This is a genomic window from Chromobacterium vaccinii (assembly GCF_000971335.1).
Classification (GTDB): Bacteria; Pseudomonadota; Gammaproteobacteria; order Burkholderiales; family Chromobacteriaceae; genus Chromobacterium; species Chromobacterium vaccinii.
The window spans coordinates 1-19,201 of record NZ_JZJL01000040.1; the positions used below are offsets into that span (position 1 = coordinate 1).

The following is a 19,201-nucleotide window of genomic DNA, read 5'->3' on the forward strand; positions in this document are numbered from 1 at the left end:
CGGCGGTGAGCTCCTTCGGCTTCAGCGGCACCAACGCCCACATCGTGCTTGGCGAATACCAGGCGCCGCGGCGGGAGAGCCGTGAAATAGAGGTTCTGAACCAGGATGGCAGGCTGATGGTGCCGTTGTCCGCGCGAACGGAGGAACAACTGCGGCGCAAGGCGGCGGATCTGTTGTCGGCGTTGAATGTCAGCGAGCCGGAGCTGGCCGAGCTGGCCTACACGCTGCAGCTTGGCCGCGAGGCCATGGACGAACGCGTGGGTTTCCTCGCCGCCAGCGTGGCGGAGCTGCGCGGGCAGCTGGCGTCTTTCGTCGCCGGAGAGCCGATGCCGGATGGCGCGCACCGCGGCGACGCGAGGCGCAACCGCGACAGCTTGAAGCTGTTGAACCAGGACGCGGAAGTTCGCTCCGGTCTGGTAGAAAAATGGCTGAGCCAGCGCAGGCTGGGCAAGCTGCTGGAGTTGTGGGCCAAGGGTCTGGATTTCGACTGGAGCCTGCTGTATCCCGGCGCGGCTCCGCGCCGCGTCGAGCTGCCCAATTACCCGTTCGCCGCGGAGCGCTACTGGATCGCGGCGGGCAGGGCGAGGGCCGAGAGCCCGGCCGATCGCGCCGAGGCGGCGGACGAGGACATGCTGGAGACGGCGACGCCGGTATGGGACAGGCTGTTCGACACCGGCCGCGACGCGTCCGCCGGACGCCGTGCCCTGGTGCTGGGCGCGGACGAGGCGCAAGCCGAACTGCTGCGGCGGCATTATCCGGCCGCGGCGTTCGCTTTTCTCGCCGACGACGGCGAAATGGAAGAATTGGCGGATCGTTTGGCCGGGCAGCGCTTCGATCGCCTGGTCTGGCTGGCGCATGCCGGCGACGCGGCCGAGCTGTCCGAGGAGTCGCTGATCGCCGATCAGGAGCGCGGCGCGCTGCGGGCCTTGCGCCTCGCGCGGGCTTTGCAGCGCGCCGGTCTGGATTCGCAGGCGCTGGAGTGGGACTGGATCACCATAGGCGCGCTGGCCACGCATAGGACCGAAGCGGCCAATCCGGCCCACGCCGGCCTTCAGGGCTTGTGCGGCAGCTTGGCCGACGCTTACCCAGCCTGGTCGCTGCGGCTGTGCGATTTGCAAACCTGGAGCGCGGACGCGGTCGCGGCGCTGGGCGGCTTGTCGCTGCGAGGCAAGGGCGCTTGCTACGCCTGGCGCAGCGGCGAGTGGTTCGCGCGCAAGCTGGTGGAGGCCAAAATGGCGCAGCCGGCGGAGACGCCGTACCGCGCTGGCGGCGTATATGTGGCGATAGGCGGCGCCGGCGGCATTGGCGAGGCCTGGACCCGGCATGTGATGTCCGCCTGCGGCGCGCAGGTGGTCTGGATAGGCCGCCGGCCGCTGGACGAGGCGTTGCGGCGCAAGCTGGACGGTCTGGCCGCCTTCGGCCCCCGGCCGGAATACATCCAGGCTGACGCCAGGCAGCCCGGCGCGCTGGAGGCGGCTCGCGACGAGATCAAGCGTCGCCATGGCGCCATCCACGGGGTGGCGCACTCGGCGGTCGGCGCGTTCGACCAAAGCCTGAAAACAGTGTCCGAGGCCGATTTTCGCGCAGTGCTGGCCGCCAAGGTGGACATCAGCGTCCGCATCGCCCAGGCTTTCGCCGGCGAGGCGCTGGATTTCGCGTTGTTCTTCTCTTCCAACGCCTCCTTCGTCCGCGGCGCGGGCATGGGCGGTTACGCGGCGGGCTGCGCGTTCAAGGACGCCTTCGCCGGCCAACTGGCCCGCTTGTGGCCGTGCGCGGTCAAGGTGGTGAACTGGGGCTATTGGGACATCGGCGCCGGCGACAAACTGAGCGATGCGCTCAAGGGCTTCTTCCATGCCAGCGGATATCGTCCGTTGCGGGAATCCGAAGCCATGGCCGCGCTGGACGCCTTCCTGGCAGGCGATTTCTCCCAGATGTCGATATCGCGGGTGGCGCGCGGCTCCGCCGCCCGGCTGTGCGCGGACGGCGAATGGCTGGCCGAGCCGGCCCATGGCGCAACGCTGCCGGCGCTGCCGGATTTCGACAGCCAGCCCCTGCCCGAGGCTTTCGCGGCCCTTCAGGGCCGGGCGGGCGAGCAAATGGAGCCGCTGCTGATCCGGCTGATGGCCGGCGTGATCCGCGGCGCGATCCATCCCGCGCCCGGCCTGCGCCGCTGGTTGGAGGAAAGCCGCAAGATCATCGCCAGGGCCGGCGTGGACGAGAACGCGCCGCTGGATGCCGCGTGGCGGGAGTGGGATGCCGCGCTGCCGGCCTGGCTGGACAAGCCCGGCGGCAGCGAGCTGTGCCGGCTGGTGGACCGCTGCGTCCGCGCGCTGCCCGACATCCTGAGCGGCGCGCGCAAGGCGACCGACGTGATCTTCCCGGGCTCCTCGCTGGAGTGGGTGGAGCGGGTGTACAAAACCGACGTCCATTCGCTGGCCTTCAATCAAGGCCTGCGCGACACGCTGCTGGCGGCGGTGGACGCGCGGCTGGCCGCGGAGCCGTCCGCGCGGCTGCGGCTGCTGGAAATCGGCGCGGGCACCGGCGCCACCACCTCAGGCATCCTCGACCGGCTGGCGCCGCGCGCGGACCGCATCGAGGAGTACGCCTACACCGACATCTCCAAAGCCTTCCTGTTCCACGCCGAGCGCGAGTATGCGCCGAGGGCGCCGTACTTGCGCACGCTGCTGCTCAATGTGGAGAAGCCGCTCGCCGGCCAGGATGTGGTGCCGGGCAGCTACGATTTCGTGGTGGCGGCCAACGTGATCCACGCCACCCGCAACATCCGCAACACGCTGCGCAACGCCAAGGCACTGCTGCGGCGCGGCGGCGCGCTGTTGATGAACGAAATCAGCCTGCATTCGGTGTGCGGCCATCTGACTTTCGGCCTGCTGGACGGCTGGTGGCTGAACCAAGACGACGAGGTGCGGATTCCGGGCTCCCCAGGCCTGTTTCCCGAAGCCTGGCGGCGGGTGCTGGAGGAGGAGGGCTTCTCCACCGTGCATTTCCTTTGCCGCGGCGCGCATGCCGCCGGCCAGCAGATCATCGTCGCCGTCAGCGACGGCGTGATGCGCCAGCGCGAGCCGGACACTCCGCCGCCGCCGGCGCCAACATCCCAGCTGGCCCGCGTGGAAGCGCCCGCCACAGCCGTCCGCCCATCGGCGTCGTCGCTGCGCGAAGGCGCCGTGGCCCTGTGCAAGCGGGTCATAGGCGAGGCGCTGAAAATAGACGAGCGCGAGCTGGACGCCGAGACGCCGCTGGAACGCTACGGCATAGACTCCATCGTGATCGGGCTGGTCAACCAGCAGCTGCAGCGGCATTTCGACGACATCGGCAGCACGCTGTTGTACCAGTTCCAGACCATAGCCGCGCTGGCGGAACACCTGCTGCAGACGCAGCGCGGAAGGCTGGAGGCGATGTTCGGGGGAGGAGAGGGGTCTGCCTCGCCGACGCTGACTTCTGCGGCCGCGGCGCAGCCCGATCCGGCTGCGTTGCGTGCCAAGGCGGTGGAACTGTGCCGCCAGGTCTTCGCCGACGCGCTGAAGCTGGACCCGAACCATATCGACCCGGCCGAGCCGCTGGAGCGCTACGGCTTCGACTCCATCATCGTCAATCTGGTCAATCAGCGCTTGCAGCAGCATTTCGGCGAGATCGGCAGCACTTTGCTGTTCCAGTTCCAGACCCTGGACGCCCTGGCCGGCCACCTGGCGCAAACCCGAGCCGACGCGCTGACCCGCCTGTGCGGGCAAGGCGCGGCGGCCGCATCGACGCGCGAGTCGGAGCCTGCCGCTGCGGCGGCGCATCCGGCAATCGCGCCGAAGCAGTCGGGACGCGGCCCTATCGCCGTGATAGGCATCAGCGGCATGTATCCTGGCGCGGACAATCTGGCAGCCTTTTGGCAGCGGCTGAAAAACGGCGACGACTGCGTCGGCGAAATTCCGGCGCGGCGCTGGAAACTGGCCGGGTTTTACGAGCCGGACGAGCAGAGGGCTGTGGACGCGGGCCTCAGTTACTGCAAGTGGGGGGGCTTTGTCGACCGCTTCGCCGAGTTCGACACGCTGTTTTTCGGCATTCCGCCGCGCGAGGCCTACAACATGGACCCGCAGGAGCGGCTGTTCATGCAGTCCGCCTGGCACGCGCTGGAGAACGCCGGCTATACCCGTCGCGACCTGCGAGAGCGTTTCGGCGGCAGGGTGGGCGTGTTCGCCGGCATCACCCGCGCCGGCTACAACCTGCATCGGCCGCTGAACGGCAACGACGAGAAGTTCTGGCCGCGGACCTCCTTCGCCTCGGTGGCCAACCGGCTGTCCTATTTCCTGGACATCAACGGCCCCAGCCTGCCGGTGGACACCATGTGCTCGTCCTCGTTGACCGCGCTGCATGAGGCTTGCGAGCACATCGCCAATGGCGATTGCGATCTGGCTTTCGCCGGCGGGGTCAACCTGTACCTGCATTCCACCAGCTTCACCGACATGTCGTCGCAGCACATGCTGTCCGCGGACGGCAAGTGCAAGAGCTTCGGCGGCGGGGCCAACGGTTTCGTGCCGGGCGAGGGCGTCGGCGTGGTCTTGCTCAAGCCCCTGGAGCGGGCCGTGGCCGACGGCGACATCATCCACGGCGTGATCCTGGCCACCCAGGTAAACCACGGCGGCAAAACCAACGGCTTCACCGTGCCCAATCCGGCCGCGCAGGCGGAGCTGGTGCGCCGCGCGCTGGACAAGGCCGGCATCAGCGCCCGCGACGTCAGCTATATCGAGGCGCATGGCACCGGCACCGAGCTGGGCGACCCCATCGAAATCTCCGGTTTGCAACAAGCTTTCGCCCAAGACACCGCCGATACCGGCTTCTGCGCGATCGGCTCGGTGAAATCCAACATCGGCCACTGCGAGGCGGCGGCTGGCGTGGCGGGGCTGAGCAAAGTGCTGCTGCAGATCAAGCATGGTCAACTGGCGCCGTCGCTGCACGCGCAGACGTTGAACCCGCATATCCGCTTCGACAAAACCCCGTTCCAGGTCAACCGCGAGCTGGCGGCGTGGCGGCGGCCGATGGCGGCGGACGGAAGGGAGAAACCGCGCATCGCCGGCATTTCCTCGTTCGGAGCCGGCGGGGCCAACGCCCACGTGATCGTCGGCGAATACCGGGTCCAGAGCCCCGCGCGCCCGGCGGGGCCGCCGGTTGGCGGCATCGCCGCGCTACCCTTGTCCGCGCGCACGCCGGAGCAGCTGAGGCAGAAGGCGCGGGAGTTGCGAGACTACCTCGCCGCATCAGGCAAGGAGGTGGATCTGGCGGCTCTGGCCTACACGCTGCAAGTGGGGCGCGAAGCGATGGAGGAACGGCTGGGCCTGGCGGCGGAATCCCCGGAACAGCTGATCGCGATGCTCAGCGGCTATGCCGACGAGGAGCGTGTGGTCGACGGCGTCTGGCGCGGCCTGGCGCAGCGCGGACCGGAGGGCTCGAGGCGGGTTCTGCAGGACGAGGACATCAAGAGCGCGATCGCGGGCTGGGCGGCCGCCGGCAGGCAGACCAAGCTGCTGGAACTGTGGATGCAAGGCTTCGATATCGATTGGCGCGGGTTGTACCGCGGGCGCGAACCGCGCCGGATCGAGTTGCCGGGCTATCCGTTCGCCCGGGACGAGTACTGGCTGCCGGAAACCGTTCAAGGCCGCGCCGAATCGGCCGCGCCTCAAGTTGACGGCCTGTCCCGGCTGATGGAAACCCTGGGCCGGATAGAGGACTCGACGCTGAGCCCCGCCGAAGGCGCGCGCTTGCTGAAGAACCTGGTTTGACAAGCCGCCGCGCGCCGCCAGCGCGGCGCGCGCGAGTGCGATCCATGACAGCGCGGCGGCTGCGGCCGCGCGGAGAAAGAGACGAGAGATGATGGATTTTATCGAGTACGTGGCGAGCGAATTGAAAGAAGGACGCCTGTCCCGCGACAACGCCTTCGGCCTGATCCGGCAGTACGCCGGCCAGCGCGGCGCGGGGCGTCCGGACGGCGCGCGCCATCCGCTGCTGCAGCACAATATTTCCGATCTTTACCACCAGCGCTACGGCTCGTCCTTCGATGGCGGAGAGTTCTTCCTGGCCGACCATCGGGTGGCGGTGCAGACTGGCGAGCCCATCCGGGTATTGCCCGCGGTCGCCTACCTGGAAATGGCTCGCGCAGCCGCAGTGGACGCTTCGCCGGAACGCCAGGCATCCGACGCGCTGCGCCTCGACGACGTGGTATGGCTGCAGCCGGTGGTGGCGGACGGCCGCGTCGATGTGCTGCTGGAGCTGTCCGCCGACGAGGGCAGTGACATCGCCTTCGAGGTGCTGAGCGTGCCCGGCGGCGGCGGGGAGCCATCGCCGCACTGCCGCGGCACGGCCAGGCCGTCGCCAGACGAGCCGCCCGCCAAGCTGGATCTGGCGGGACTTCAGGCGCGCATGATGGCCGGCCGGCTGGACGCGAAGGAATTGTATGCCGCCTATCACGCGATGGGCATGCGTTTCGGTCCGGCCCATCGGCCGGTGGACTGGGTGCTGCGCGGCGACGGCGAAGTCCTGGCCTGCCTTAGCCTGCCGGCCGCGGTGGGCGACACGCTGGGCGCGTTCCGGCTGCATCCCAGCCTGCTGGACGGCGCGCTGCAAGCTGCCATGGGCTTGCTGGCCGATCCGTCCGCCGCGCCGGACGAGCCTTCGCTGCCGTTCGCGCTGGACAGCCTGACCGTTTACTCCGGCTGCGCGCGGCGCATGTTCGCCTGGGTGCGCCGCTGTCCGGGCGAGCGCGGCGGCGATCTGACCGCGCGGCTGGACATCGACCTTTGCGACGAAAACGGCCGGGTGTGCGCCGCGATGCGCGGTTTTTGCTCGCGGCCGCTGCAAAACGGCTCGGCCGACGAGCTGGTGATCGCGAAGCCGGTCTGGCGCGAGGCGGTGGCGTCGGGCAGCCACCAGGGCAGCCGCCATGTGTTGTTGTGCGGCGTGGCCGATGGGCAGGCCGATGCGCTGAGGAGGGCGTTGCCGGGCGCGTCCATCGAATGCCTGCCTTGGCTTGGCGAAGACGCGGCCAGCGGCTACGAGGCCGCCGCGCTGGCCTGCCTGCGCGCGATCCAGCGGTTGTTCTCCGAAGAAGGAGAAGTCCTGTTGCAACTGGCGGTTGCCGATGAGCTGCACGCTGGTTTGTCCGGCCTGCTGCGGACCGCCGCGCTCGAGCGTCCGCGGCTGCGCGCGCAATTGCTGTTGCTTGAGCCGGACTGCAACGCGGCAACGCTGGCCGAGCGACTGCAGGCGGAGTCCGGCGCCGACGCGCTGGTCGATTATCGCAACGGCATGCGCAAGACGCGCGGCTGGGCGGCGCTGCCGGCGGACGAGCGCGCTCCGCTGGCGTACAAAGAAGACGGCGTCTACCTGATCACCGGGGGGCTGGGCGGCATCGGGGCGTTGTTCGCCGCCGACATCCTGAGCCAGGCATCGCGCGCCCGCGTGGTGCTGGCCGGCCGGGCCGCCGACGGGGAGGGCATCCAGGCCCGGCTTGGCGAGATCGCGCCGGACCCGGCATCGCGGGCGCGGCTGCACTATCGGCAGCTGGACCTGGCCGACCGCAACGCGGCGGCCCGCGCGGTGGCCGATATCGCATCCGCTCACGGCGGCCTGAACGGCGTGCTGCATTGCGCCGGCATGGTCAGGGACAAGCTGCTGGCGGGCAAGGATGAAGCGGAATTCCGCAGCGTGCTCGCGCCAAAGGTGGCCGGCACAATCAACCTGGATCTGGCCTGCGCCGATTCGCCGCTGGATTTCTTCGCCTTGTTCTCATCCGGCGCATCCGTGCTGGGCAATCCGGGACAGGGCGATTACGCGGCGGCAAACGGTTTTCTCGACGCTTTCGCCGCGCACCGCGACCAATTGGCCGAGCAAGGCTTGCGCCAGGGCCGCGCGCTGGCCGTCAATTGGCCGCTGTGGCGCGACGGCGGCATGAGCATGCCTGAGAGCCAGCTTGCCGCGATGTTCGAATCCACCGGCATGCGCGCGCTGCAGACGCAGAGCGGCATGTCCGCCTTCAGGATCAGCCTGGCGTCAGGGGTGTCCCAGACCGTGGTGGTGGAGGGCGATGGCCGCCGCATCCGCCAGGTTTTGTTCGACGCGCCGGCGTCCGCTGGATTGGAACCGATTGAAGAGCCGATGCCGGCCATCGTTGGCGGCGACCTGGCCGATAAAACCCGCGACTACTTGCGTCGCCAGTTCGCGGCGCTGTTCAAGCTGGCGCACCACAAGATAGACGCGCGCGCGCCGTTGGAAAAATACGGCATAGACTCCATCCTGGCGATGGACCTGACCAGACAGCTGGAAAAGACCTTCGGCCCGCTGTCCAAGACGTTGTTTTTCGAATATCAGTCTATCGATGAGCTGACCGGCTATTTCCTGCGCGCGCATGCGGATAAGCTGGACGGCCTGTTCGCTGGGGCGCGGCCGGAAACCGCCGCGAAGCGACAGCCTCCCGCCGCTCCGCGTCCAGCCGCGCGCGCAATGCGGCCCTTGGCCAAGCCGGCAGCCGCTCCCGCACAGCGCCGCGACGAGCCCATCGCCATCGTCGGACTCAGCGGCCGCTATCCGCAGGCCATGGATGTGGACGCCTTCTGGCAAAAGCTGCGCGACGGCGAGGACTGCGTCACCGAGGTGCCGCGCGAGCGCTGGGACTGGCGCGAGTATTACAGCGAGGACAGAACCAAACCGGGCGCGCACTACAGCAAATGGGGCGGTTTCATCGAGGGCGTAGACGAATTCGACCCGCTGTTCTTCAACATCCCGCCGGTAGACGCGGAATACCTGGATCCTCAGGAGAGATTGTTTCTGCAGCACGCCTGGATGGCGGTGGAGGACGCCGGCTACAGCCGGGCCGCATTGCAGATTCCGCGCGACGGCGATCTGCCAGGACAGGTGGGCGTCTATGTCGGCGTGATGTACGGCGAGTACCAGCTGTTCGGCGCCGAAGCCAGTCTGGACGGGGAGCGAGTGGGCGTGCCGGTCAGCTACGCCAGCATCGCCAACCGGGTGTCCTATCTGCTCAACCTGCATGGTCCCAGCATGACGCTGGACAGCATGTGCTCATCGTCGCTGACCGCCATCCACCTGGCCTGCCAGGACTTGAAGAGCGGCCGCGCCGAGCTGGCCATCGCCGGCGGCGTCAATGTCACGATACACCCCAACAAATACCTGATTCTCAGCGCTGGCCAGTATATTTCCAGCGATGGCCACTGCCAGAGCTTCGGCGAGGGCGGGGACGGATACATTCCCGGCGAGGGCGTCGGCGCGGTGGTGCTCAAGCGCCTGTCGGACGCCGAACGCGACGGAAACGTCATCTACGGAGTGATCCGCGGCAGCGCGTTGAACCACGGAGGCAAGACCAACGGCTATTCGGTGCCGAATCCCCGGGCCCAGGCCAGCGTGATCCGCCAGGCTTTGAAGGACGCTGGCGTCGAGGCCCGCCATGTAGGCTATATCGAGGCGCACGGCACCGGCACCAAGCTGGGCGACCCGATAGAGATCGCCGCGCTGACCGAGGTGTTCCGCGAATCCACCGACCGTCGCCAATTCTGCGCGATAGGCTCCGCCAAATCCAATATCGGCCACTGCGAATCGGCGGCCGGCATCGCCGGCCTGACCAAGGTGCTGCTGCAGATGAGGCACCGCAGCCTGGCGCCTTCGCTGCACTCCGCCCGGTTGAATCCGCACATCGATTTCGAATCCACGCCTTTCATCGTCAATCAGGCGTTGCGGCCGTGGGACGCGCCGGAGGAAAACGGCCGCGCGCTGCCCCGCATCGCGGGTATTTCCTCGTTCGGCGCCGGCGGCTCCAACGCCCATCTGATCGTGGCGGAGTATATCCAGCCGGCCTTTGCCGGCGAGCTGGCTGGGCCGGCCATCGTGCCGCTGTCGGCGCGCACCGGCCAGCAGCTGGCGCAAAAAGCGAGCGATCTGCTGGCCTATTTGCGCCGTCAAGAGCATGAGCCGTCGCTGTCGGCGCTGAGCCATACGCTGCAAGCCGGCCGCGAGGCGATGGACGCGCGCGCGGCTTTTGTCGTCGACAGCCTCCCCCAGCTGACGGAACGGCTGGAGGCCTTCTGTCGCGGCGAGACGGAGATCGAGGCTTGCTTCCGCGGCGACGCCGGGCGGGACGGCGACGAGTTCGCGTCGCTGGTCCGCGACGAGGACATGCGGGAAACCGTGGAGCGTTGGATCGCGCGCGGCAAGCTGGAGCGGCTGGCCGAGATGTGGACGCGAGGACTGGAACTGGACTGGAGCCGCTTGCGCAGCGGCGGGGCGGGCAGATTGATCTCTCTGCCGGCTTACCCCTTCGCCCGCGAGCGCTACTGGATCGCCGACCGGCGCAAGGCGCGCAAAGCCGGGGCCGCCGCCGCGCTGCATCCCTTGCTGCATGAAAACGCATCGGACCTCGCGCGACAGCGCTACGTTTCCCGTTTTGACGGCGGCGAATTCTTTTTCGCCGATCACAAGCTGAATATGGCCGGCGAGCGCCGCGGCGTGCTGCCGGCCGCCGCCTATCTGGAAATGGCCCGCGCGGCGGCGGAGCTGGCCATGCCGGCCGAAGCCAGGCCGGCAGTCTGGCGGCTGGACAACGTAGCGTGGCTGCGTCCGCTGACGGCCGGGCAGGCCGGAGAAGTCCATGTCGCGCTGACGCCGCGCGCGGATGGCGGCATAGGCTTCGAAGTGCTGGCGAACGGCGAGAACGAGCCGTTCTGCCTGGGCGAGGCGACGCCGTTGGCCTCGGCAGCCGGGCCAACGCTGGATCTGGACGCGTTGCGTGGCGCAATGGGCGCCGGAGAGATGAAGGCGGCGGAGCTGTACCGGGTTTTCGAATCCATGGGCATGCATTACGGGCCGGGTTTCCGCGGCGTGGCCGAGCTGTTTCCAGGAGAGGGGCAGGCGCTGGCCAGGCTGGCGCTGCCTGACATGGCCAGTGGCTACGCGCTGCATCCCGGGATGCTGGACAGCGCCTTGCAGGCCTCAGCCGCCCTGGCCGGCGGGGCTTTGCCGGACACGCCGGCAGTGCCGTTCGCGCTGGACTCAATAACGGCATTCGCACCGTGCCAGACCGAGATGCATGCCTGGCTGCGCAGGGATGAATCGGGCCGGATAGACATCGATCTGTGCGATCCGTCCGGCCGGGTCTGCGTGCAACTGCGAGGGCTTGAGGTGCGCGAGCTGCGCGCGGAGGGCGGGCGCGACGGGGTACTGATGGCCGAGCCGGCGTGGGAGGCGTTGCCTGCGCACGCCGCAGCGCAAGCGGCGGATGCGGGCCGGCGCCGCGCGGCGCTGTTGCTGGGCATGGACGGCATGGAGCCGGACGCGCTGCGCCGGGCCTTGCCCGAAGTGGATGTCGAAACCCTGGATTTGCCCGACGCGGCCAAGCCGGCCGAACGCTTCCAGGCGGCGGCGCTGGCGACGCTGAAACGATTGCATGCGCTGTTCGCTGGCGGGCAAGATCCCGTTTCGCTGCAAGTGGCGGTCGAGTGGGGCGAAGACGAGCTGCTGGCCGGGCTGAGCGGCATGCTGGACAGCGCCCGCCAGGAATGGCCTAACTTGCGCGTCCAACTGCTGCTGACGGATGCGGCGCGCGACGCGGTAGTTCTGGCCGCCCAATTGAATGCCGCCGCGAATCTGCCGTCGGAAACGCTGCTGAAATTCCAGAGCGGCCAGGCTTCCGGCCAACGCTGGCGCGAGCTTGCCGCGCCGCAAAATGCGCCTGCTTTCCGCGATGGCGGCGTCTATCTGATCACCGGCGGTCTTGGCGGGCTGGGCCGCGTGTTCGCGCGCGCCATTCTGGAGCGGACCCGCGACGCCGTCGTGGTGCTGAGCGGCCGCGCGCCGGCAGGAAGCGCGCAGGACCAAGCCTTGCAGGAGCTGGCCGGGCAGGCTGGCGCGGCTGGCGGGCGGCTGGCGTATCGCCGCGTGGATCTGGCGGATGCCGCGGATGTGGCGGAACTGGTTTCCAGCATCGTTTCGCAGTTCGGCGCCTTGAGCGGGGTGCTCCACAGCGCCGGCATGACCGCAGACGGACTGCTGGCCGGCAAGGATGCCGCCGGTTTCGCCAAGGTGCTGGCGCCCAAAGCGGCGGGCACGGTCAATCTGGATTTGGCCACTCTCGACATCGGGCTGGACTTCTTCGCGCTGTTCTCCTCGCTGGCCGGCGCTTACGGCAATGCGGGGCAGTCCGACTACGCCGCCGCCAACGCCTTCATGGACCGTTACGCCGAGCATCGCGCGCGGCTGGCGAAGGCAGGCCTGCGCGCGGGCCGCAGCCTGTCCATCGCCTGGCCCTTGTGGCAGGAGGGGGGCATGCGCCTGGACGAGGGCCAGGCGGCAAGCCTGGAGCGGGCCTCCGGCATGCGTCCGCTGGAAACGGCGAACGGCGTCGCCGCGCTGGAAGCGGCGTTGGCGTCGGGGGCTGCGCGGGTGGCGGTGGCGCAGGGCGATCTGCCCAAGCTGCGCCGCGCGCTGCTGGAGGCGCGCGCCGAAGCCGAGCCGGCGGCTTCCGTCGCGGAACGGACGGGCGGGGAAGCCTTGCGCGACGGCGCGCGCCGTTGGCTGGCCGGCGAGTTCGCCGCATTGCTGAAGCTGCCTTCAAGGGAGGTGGATGTCCGCGCTCCGCTGGACAAGTATGGGATGGACTCGGTGCTGGCGATGAAATTCACTCAACAGCTGGAGCGCCACTTCGGTGCCTTGCCCAAGACGCTGTTGTTCGAATACCAGACGCTGGACGCGCTGGCCGGCCATCTGGCGCGCCAATATCCCGGCGCTGTCGCGGCCATAGCGGGGTTGGGCCATCATGCCGCGCAGCCTGAACCGGAGCGGCCGCCGCAAGCCGCGCGCTGGCTGCCGGGCGCGGCCCGCTTCACCGCGCCGCCAGCCGGCGGCCGCGACGAGGTGGCCATCATCGGTTTGGCCGGCCGATATCCGCGCGCGGCGAATCTGGCGGAGTTCTGGACCAATCTGCGCGACGGCGTGGATTGCATAGGCGAAGTGCCGGCCGAGCGCTGGGACCACGCGCGCTTCTTCGACCCGCGCCGCAACCAGCCGGGCAAAACCTACAGCAAGTGGGGCGGCTTCCTCGATGGCGTGGATCGTTTCGATCCGCTGTTCTTCAGCATTTCGCCCAAGGAAGCGGAGCTGATGGACCCGCAGGAGCGCTTGTTCCTGGAAACCGCCTGGGAGGCGATGGAGGATGCCGGCTACGGCAAGACCGGTTTCGCCGGCCGTCGCGTCGGCGTCTATGTCGGCGCGATGTGGGGTCATTACGAGCTATACGGCGTCAACGCGCCGCAGGACGGGGTGCCCAGCTCCTCGTTCGCATCCATCGCCAACCGGGTGTCGTACTTCTTCGATTTCCATGGACCCAGCCTGGCGCTGGACTCCATGTGCTCGTCGTCGCTGACCGCTATTCACCTGGCTTGCGAAGCCTTGCGCGGCGGCGAGGCCGACGTGGCCATCGCCGGCGGCGTCAATGTCTCCATTCATCCCAACAAATACTTGAATCTGAGTCAGGGAAACTTCTCTTCCAGCGACGGCCGCTGTCGCAGTTTCGGCGCCGGCGGCGACGGCTACGTGCCGGGCGAGGGCGTGGGCGCGGTGGTGCTCAAGCCCTTGTCGCGCGCGCTGGCGGACGGCGACCAGGTGTACGGCATCGTCAAGGCCAGCGCGGTCAACCACGGCGGCAAGACCAATGGCTACACCGTGCCCAATCCCTCGGCGCAAGCCGAGGTGATCCGCGCGGCGCTGGACAAGGCCGGCGTGGACGCCGCCGCCATCGGTTACGTGGAGACGCACGGCACCGGCACCTCGCTGGGCGATCCGATCGAGATCGCCGGCCTGGCGCGCGCGTTCGGCGACGGCCTGGAGGCCCAGTCCTGCCCGATAGGCTCGGTGAAGTCCAATATCGGCCACCTGGAGTCGGCGGCCGGCATCGCCGCGCTGACCAAGGTGCTGTTGCAGATCCGCCATGGCCAGCTGGCGCCGTCGCTGCATGCCGACACCCTGAATCCGCTCATCGATTTCAATGCCTCTCCGTTTCGGGTGCAGACCTCGTCAGAGGATTGGCCGCGGCGGAACGGACAAGCCCGTCGCGCCTGCGTCAGCTCCTTCGGGGCGGGCGGCTCCAATGCCCACTTGGTGATAGAGGAATGCCTGGCCGCGCGGCCGCCGGCGACAGCCGACCAGCCGGAAATCTTCCTGCTCTCCGCGCGCAGCCGAGCCGCGTTGCGGGTCTACGCCGAGCGCATGCTGGCCTTCGCGGCGACGGACGAATCGGCAGCCTGGGCCGATATCGCGTACACCTCGCAGCTAGGGCGCGAGCCGTTGCCTGAGCGGCTGGCGGTCATCGCCGCCAGCCGGGACGAATGGCGGGACAAGCTTGCGCGTTGGCTGCGGGGCGAAGGCGAGGCGGCGCATGAAGGCAATGTCCGCGATGCCGGAAACGGCGCGTCGCTGCTGACGGATGGCGAGGCGGGCGCGGCCTTCCTCGACGTAGCGCTGAGGCAGCGAGACCTGGATCGGTTGGCGAGGTTGTGGATCGCCGGCGCGGACATCGCCTGGGCGCGGCTGCATGCGTCGGGCCGCCGCGTCTCGCTTCCGTTTTATCCATTTGAAAGGGAGCGCTACTGGCTGGCGGCGGCTTTGCCCGCCGACGCGCCGCAGGCAGCGCGGATGCCGGAGCTGGCGTTGCGCCGCTATGGTCCGGTTTGGCGGGATCAGCCGCTGGCCGGCGGAGAGTGGAGCGGCGGGATCCTGTTGCTGGGCGCCGAAGCCGCCCTGGCGAATGCGTTGAAAAATGCCGGGGCGCAGGTCGCTTCCGCGACCGCCGCCAGCGAGTATCGCCGCGCCGAGGCGGGTCGTTATGAGCTGGACATGGCCAGCGACGCCGATTTCGACCGCCTGTTGGACGATCTGGAGCAGGACGGATTGCGGCCGCGCGCGGTGTTGCATTTCAGCGCGGAAGGCGAAATCGCCGGTCAGCTGGATGGCGGCGTGCATGCGCTGCATAGCCTGTGCCGGGCGCAATTGCGACGCAAGAACGCCGGCCCGCTGCGCATCCTGGCCGCGGCGCGGGGAGCTTTGCCCGCCCACGCCGCCTTGGCCGGCTATCTGCGCAGCCTGACGCTGGAAACGCCGCGCATCGCCGGACGCGTGATCGGGGCGGAAGCCGCCGCGACCAGCGACGAGCTGGCCGCCATAGCGCTCGCCGAGCTGGGCGATGCCGACTGGCGCGGAGAGGAAGTGCGTTACGGGGCGCAAGCGCGCCGTCAGGTCCGCGCCATCGAACGCTGCGATGACGCCGATTTCGCGGGTGGCCGCACCAGCGCGTCCATCCGCCAGGGTGGGGCCTATCTGATCACTGGCGGGCTGGGCGGGCTGGGCTATCTGCTGGCCGAGCATCTGGCGCGAGAGTACGGCACCAAACTGGCGCTCAGCGGCCGCTCAGCGGCGGATGAAAACACCGAAAGCAGGCTGGCGCATCTGCGCGCCTGCGGCGGCGAGGCCGTCTATCTGCAGGCGGACGTGGCTGATCGCGGCCAGGCGGACGCGCTGGTGGCGAAGATTCTGACCCGCTTCGGCAGGCTGGACGGCGTAATCCACAGCGCTGGCGCGCATCGGGACGCCTACGCGGTCAACAAGCCGCGCGAAGACATGGATGCGGTGCTCGCCGCCAAAGTATTGGGAACCGTCCACCTTGATCGGGCGACGCGCGACCTGGACCTGGATTTGTTCGTCTTGTTCTCGTCCATCGCCGGCGTGGCCGGCAATGCCGGACAATGCGACTACGCCTATGCCAACCGCTTTCTCGATGCTTACGCTGAAGCGCGGGCCGCGCGCTCGTCCGGCCGGACCTTGTCGATAGATTGGCCGTTCTGGGCCGATGGCGGCATGCGCATCGCCAACGCCGATCTCGAGCTGCTGCGCGAGCGGGCCGGCATCCACCCGCTGCCGACTGCCTTGGGCCTGCGCTGCTGGGATGATTTCCTGGCGTCCGGGCTGACGCAGGGCATCGCGCTGTACGGCGAGGCCGAGCGGCTGGACGCCAATCTTGCCGCGCGGCCACGCCCCGCGGCCTCTTCGCTGGCTGTGGCGAGCGGCGGTCTGGGGCAGGAGGCGGTGGAGGCTTACCTGAAGCGCCTGTTGAGCGGAGAAATCCGCTTGCCGGAGGATAGGATAGACTCTGACGAGCGTTTCGACGCCTACGGCCTGGATTCGGTGATGGTGAATCGCCTGAACGCCGAGCTGGAGCGCGGCCTGGGCGTGTTGCCGAAAACCCTGTTCTATGAATGCGCGACGGTGGCGGAACTGGCCGGCTACCTGCGCAGAGAAGCCGCGCCGGCCTTGTCCGCTTTGCTGGCGGCGCCGATGGCGCCCGCTGGCGAAGCCGAGTCCGCCGAAGCGGCGTCGACCGTGGGTTTAGCTGTCGCATCGGCTGTCGCGCCGATGGAAAGCGGCGAAAAAATCGCAATCGTGGGCATCCATGGCCGCTTCCCCGGAGCGGATGATCTGGACAGCTTCTGGGCCCACTTGCAGGCCGGGCGCGACCTGATCTCGCCAGTGCCGGCGGCGCGCTGGAACGCCGACGCCTGGGCCGAGGGCGAGCAGGGCATCTATTGCCGCTGGGGCGGTTTTCTCGACGGCGTCGACCAGTTCGACGCGCCGTTCTTCGGCATCCCGGATGACGACGCCAGGCTGATGGACCCGCAAGAGAGATTATTCCTGCAGTCGGCATGGAGCGCGCTGGAGGATGCCGGCTATACCCGGGACAGTCTGCGCAGGCGTCACCCCAAAGGCCGAGGAGCGGATGTCGGGGTGTTCTGCGGCGTCACCACCAACAGCTACCAGATGCTGGCGCCGGACGAATGGCGCCGCGGAAACATGGCGTCCCCGGCTTCGATGCCGTGGTCCATCGCCAACCGCGTGTCCTATGTTTTCGACTTCAACGGTCCGAGCATGCCGGTGGACACCGCTTGCTCGTCGTCGCTGGTGGCGATGCACCTGGCTTGCGAAAGCCTGCGCCGGGGCGAATGCCAGGCGGCGGTGGCCGGCGGGGTCAACCTTTACCTGCATCCGTCCAAGTATTACTCGCTGTGCGGCCGCGGCATGCTGGCGCGCGGCGCGCATTGCCGCAGTTTCGGCGCCGGCGACGATGGTTTCGTGCCCGGCGAGGGCGTCGGCGCCGTGGTGCTGAAGCCGCTGTCGCGCGCGCTCGCAGACGGCGATCATATTCACGGCGTGATCGCCGCCAGCGGCTACGAGCACAGCGGGCGAGGCAACGGATACGCCGCGCCCAACCCCGGCGCGCAAGCGGCGCTGATCGGCCGCACGCTAGCCCAGGCCGGCCTGAGTCCGGAGGCCATGGGCTATGTCGAGGGGCACGGCACCGGTACCCAACTGGGCGACAGCCTGGAAGTGGCATCGCTGAGCCAAGCCTTCCGCGCGGGCACCGATAAGAAGCAGTACTGCCCGCTGGGATCGGTGAAATCCAATATCGGCCACGCGGAGTCGGCGGCCGGCATGGGCGGCGTGGCCAAGATCCTGCTGCAGCTGCGCCATCGGCAGATCGCGCCGACGCTGCACGCCCGAGAGGCGAATCCCAACATCGACTTTGCCGCTTCGCCGTTCTATTTGCAGCATGAGCTGGCCGATTGGAAGGCGGTCGACGGCCAGCCGCGCCGGGCGATGATCAACTCCTTCGGCGCGGGCGGCGTCAATGCCTGCCTGATTCTGGAGGAACACCTGCCGCCGATCGGGCGGAGCTCGGAAGCATTGAAACTGTTCCCGCTGTCCGCGCGCGACGGGGGCCGGCTGCGCGAGCAGGCCGCCAGGCTGGCCGAGCGCGTGGCCGGAGACCAGGCCATTAGCCTGGACGCGCTGGCCTGGACGCTGCAGACCGGCCGCGAGGCGATGGAGCAACGGTTGGCCATCGCCGCGAACGACCGCGCCAGCCTGCTGGACGCGCTGCGGCTGGCGGCCTCCGGCGAAACCGCTCCAGTCATGGCGGAGGGCAGGGTGGAGCCGCATCAGCGCCGCCGGAAGCTGGCGGACGAAGAGCTGGCTCGTCTGCGCGCGCTGCGCGACGCGGGAGAGACGCTGGAAATCGCCCGCGCCTGGGTGGCTGGCCAGGAGCTGGATTGGCCGCTGCTGCATCAGGGCGAACCGCCCGCGCGGCTGCCGTTGCCGGCTTATCCCTTCGCCCAGTTGCGCTACTGGGTGTCCGACGCCGCGCCTTCGCAGCCCGGAACGCGATCGCAGCCGGCCGCGCTAGCTCCGCGCCTGCATCCGCTGGTGGCGGAGAATGCCTCCACGCTCAAGGAAGTGGCGTTTTCGTCCTGCTTGTCCGGCGACGGTTTCTATGCCCGCGACCACCGCATCAATGGCCAGCGGCTGTTCCCCGGCGCGGGTTTCCTGGAACTGGCCTGCGTGGCCGGCTCCATCGCCGGCGAGCGCCCGGTGGCGGGACTGGAGGATGTGGTGTGGAACCAGCCGCTGCGGCTGGACGCCGGCCACAGCCAGTTGGTGAAGACCGTCTTGCGCGGCGGAGAAGATGGCGCGGATTGCCTGATCGTGTCCTTTGACGAGGACAACGAGCGCGTGGTGCATGCCGAGGCCCGCCTGGTCTATGGTCGGGCAAGCCATGGCGAGGCGGCGGAGCCCATCCGGCTGGACGATCTGAAGGCCAGGGCCGTTCAGACGAAGTCCGGCGCAGATTGCTACGCCGAGCTGGCGAAGCTGGGCTTCCATTACGGGCCCGGCTTCCAGACCATCCAGGAACTGCACATCGGGGAGGGCTACGCGCTGTCGCGGCTCAAGCTGGCAGACGGCTGCCTGGCCGATTTCGACCAGTATTCGCTGCATCCCAGCTTGGTGGACGGCGCGCTGCAAACGGTGCTGGGCGTCGCGGGGCAGGGCGCAAGCGCCGCGCCGCACCTGCCTTTCGCGCTGGGCGGCGTCCAGCTGCTGGGGCGTTTGCCGCCGGAATGCTACGCATGCGCGTGGCTGTGCGAATCTGCGCATGGCCGTCCCTCCGACCTTAAGCAGTTCGATATTCTGCTGCTCAATCAAAACGGCGAACCGCTGCTCCGGCTGAACAGGCTGTACGCGCGGGCCTTCGCCGGAGGGGCCGGCTCCATGGGGGATGCGCGGCTGCAGCACGCGGACTGAGGAGTGGATTGAG

The 19,201-nt window shown here is 68.8% G+C and carries 2 protein-coding genes; both read left to right on the forward strand.

Annotated elements, in window-relative coordinates; genetic code table 11:
* A partial coding sequence (locus tag VL52_RS17385) for an SDR family NAD(P)-dependent oxidoreductase (protein ID WP_046158216.1) occupies positions 1 to 5,783 on the forward strand: 5,783 nt, incomplete at its 5' end.
* Positions 5,784 to 5,871: 88 nt separating this feature from the next.
* Entirely contained in the window at positions 5,872 to 19,188 is a 13,317-nt protein-coding gene (locus tag VL52_RS17390; protein WP_052729380.1) for an SDR family NAD(P)-dependent oxidoreductase, read from the forward strand.
* Positions 19,189 to 19,201 lie beyond the last annotated feature (13 nt).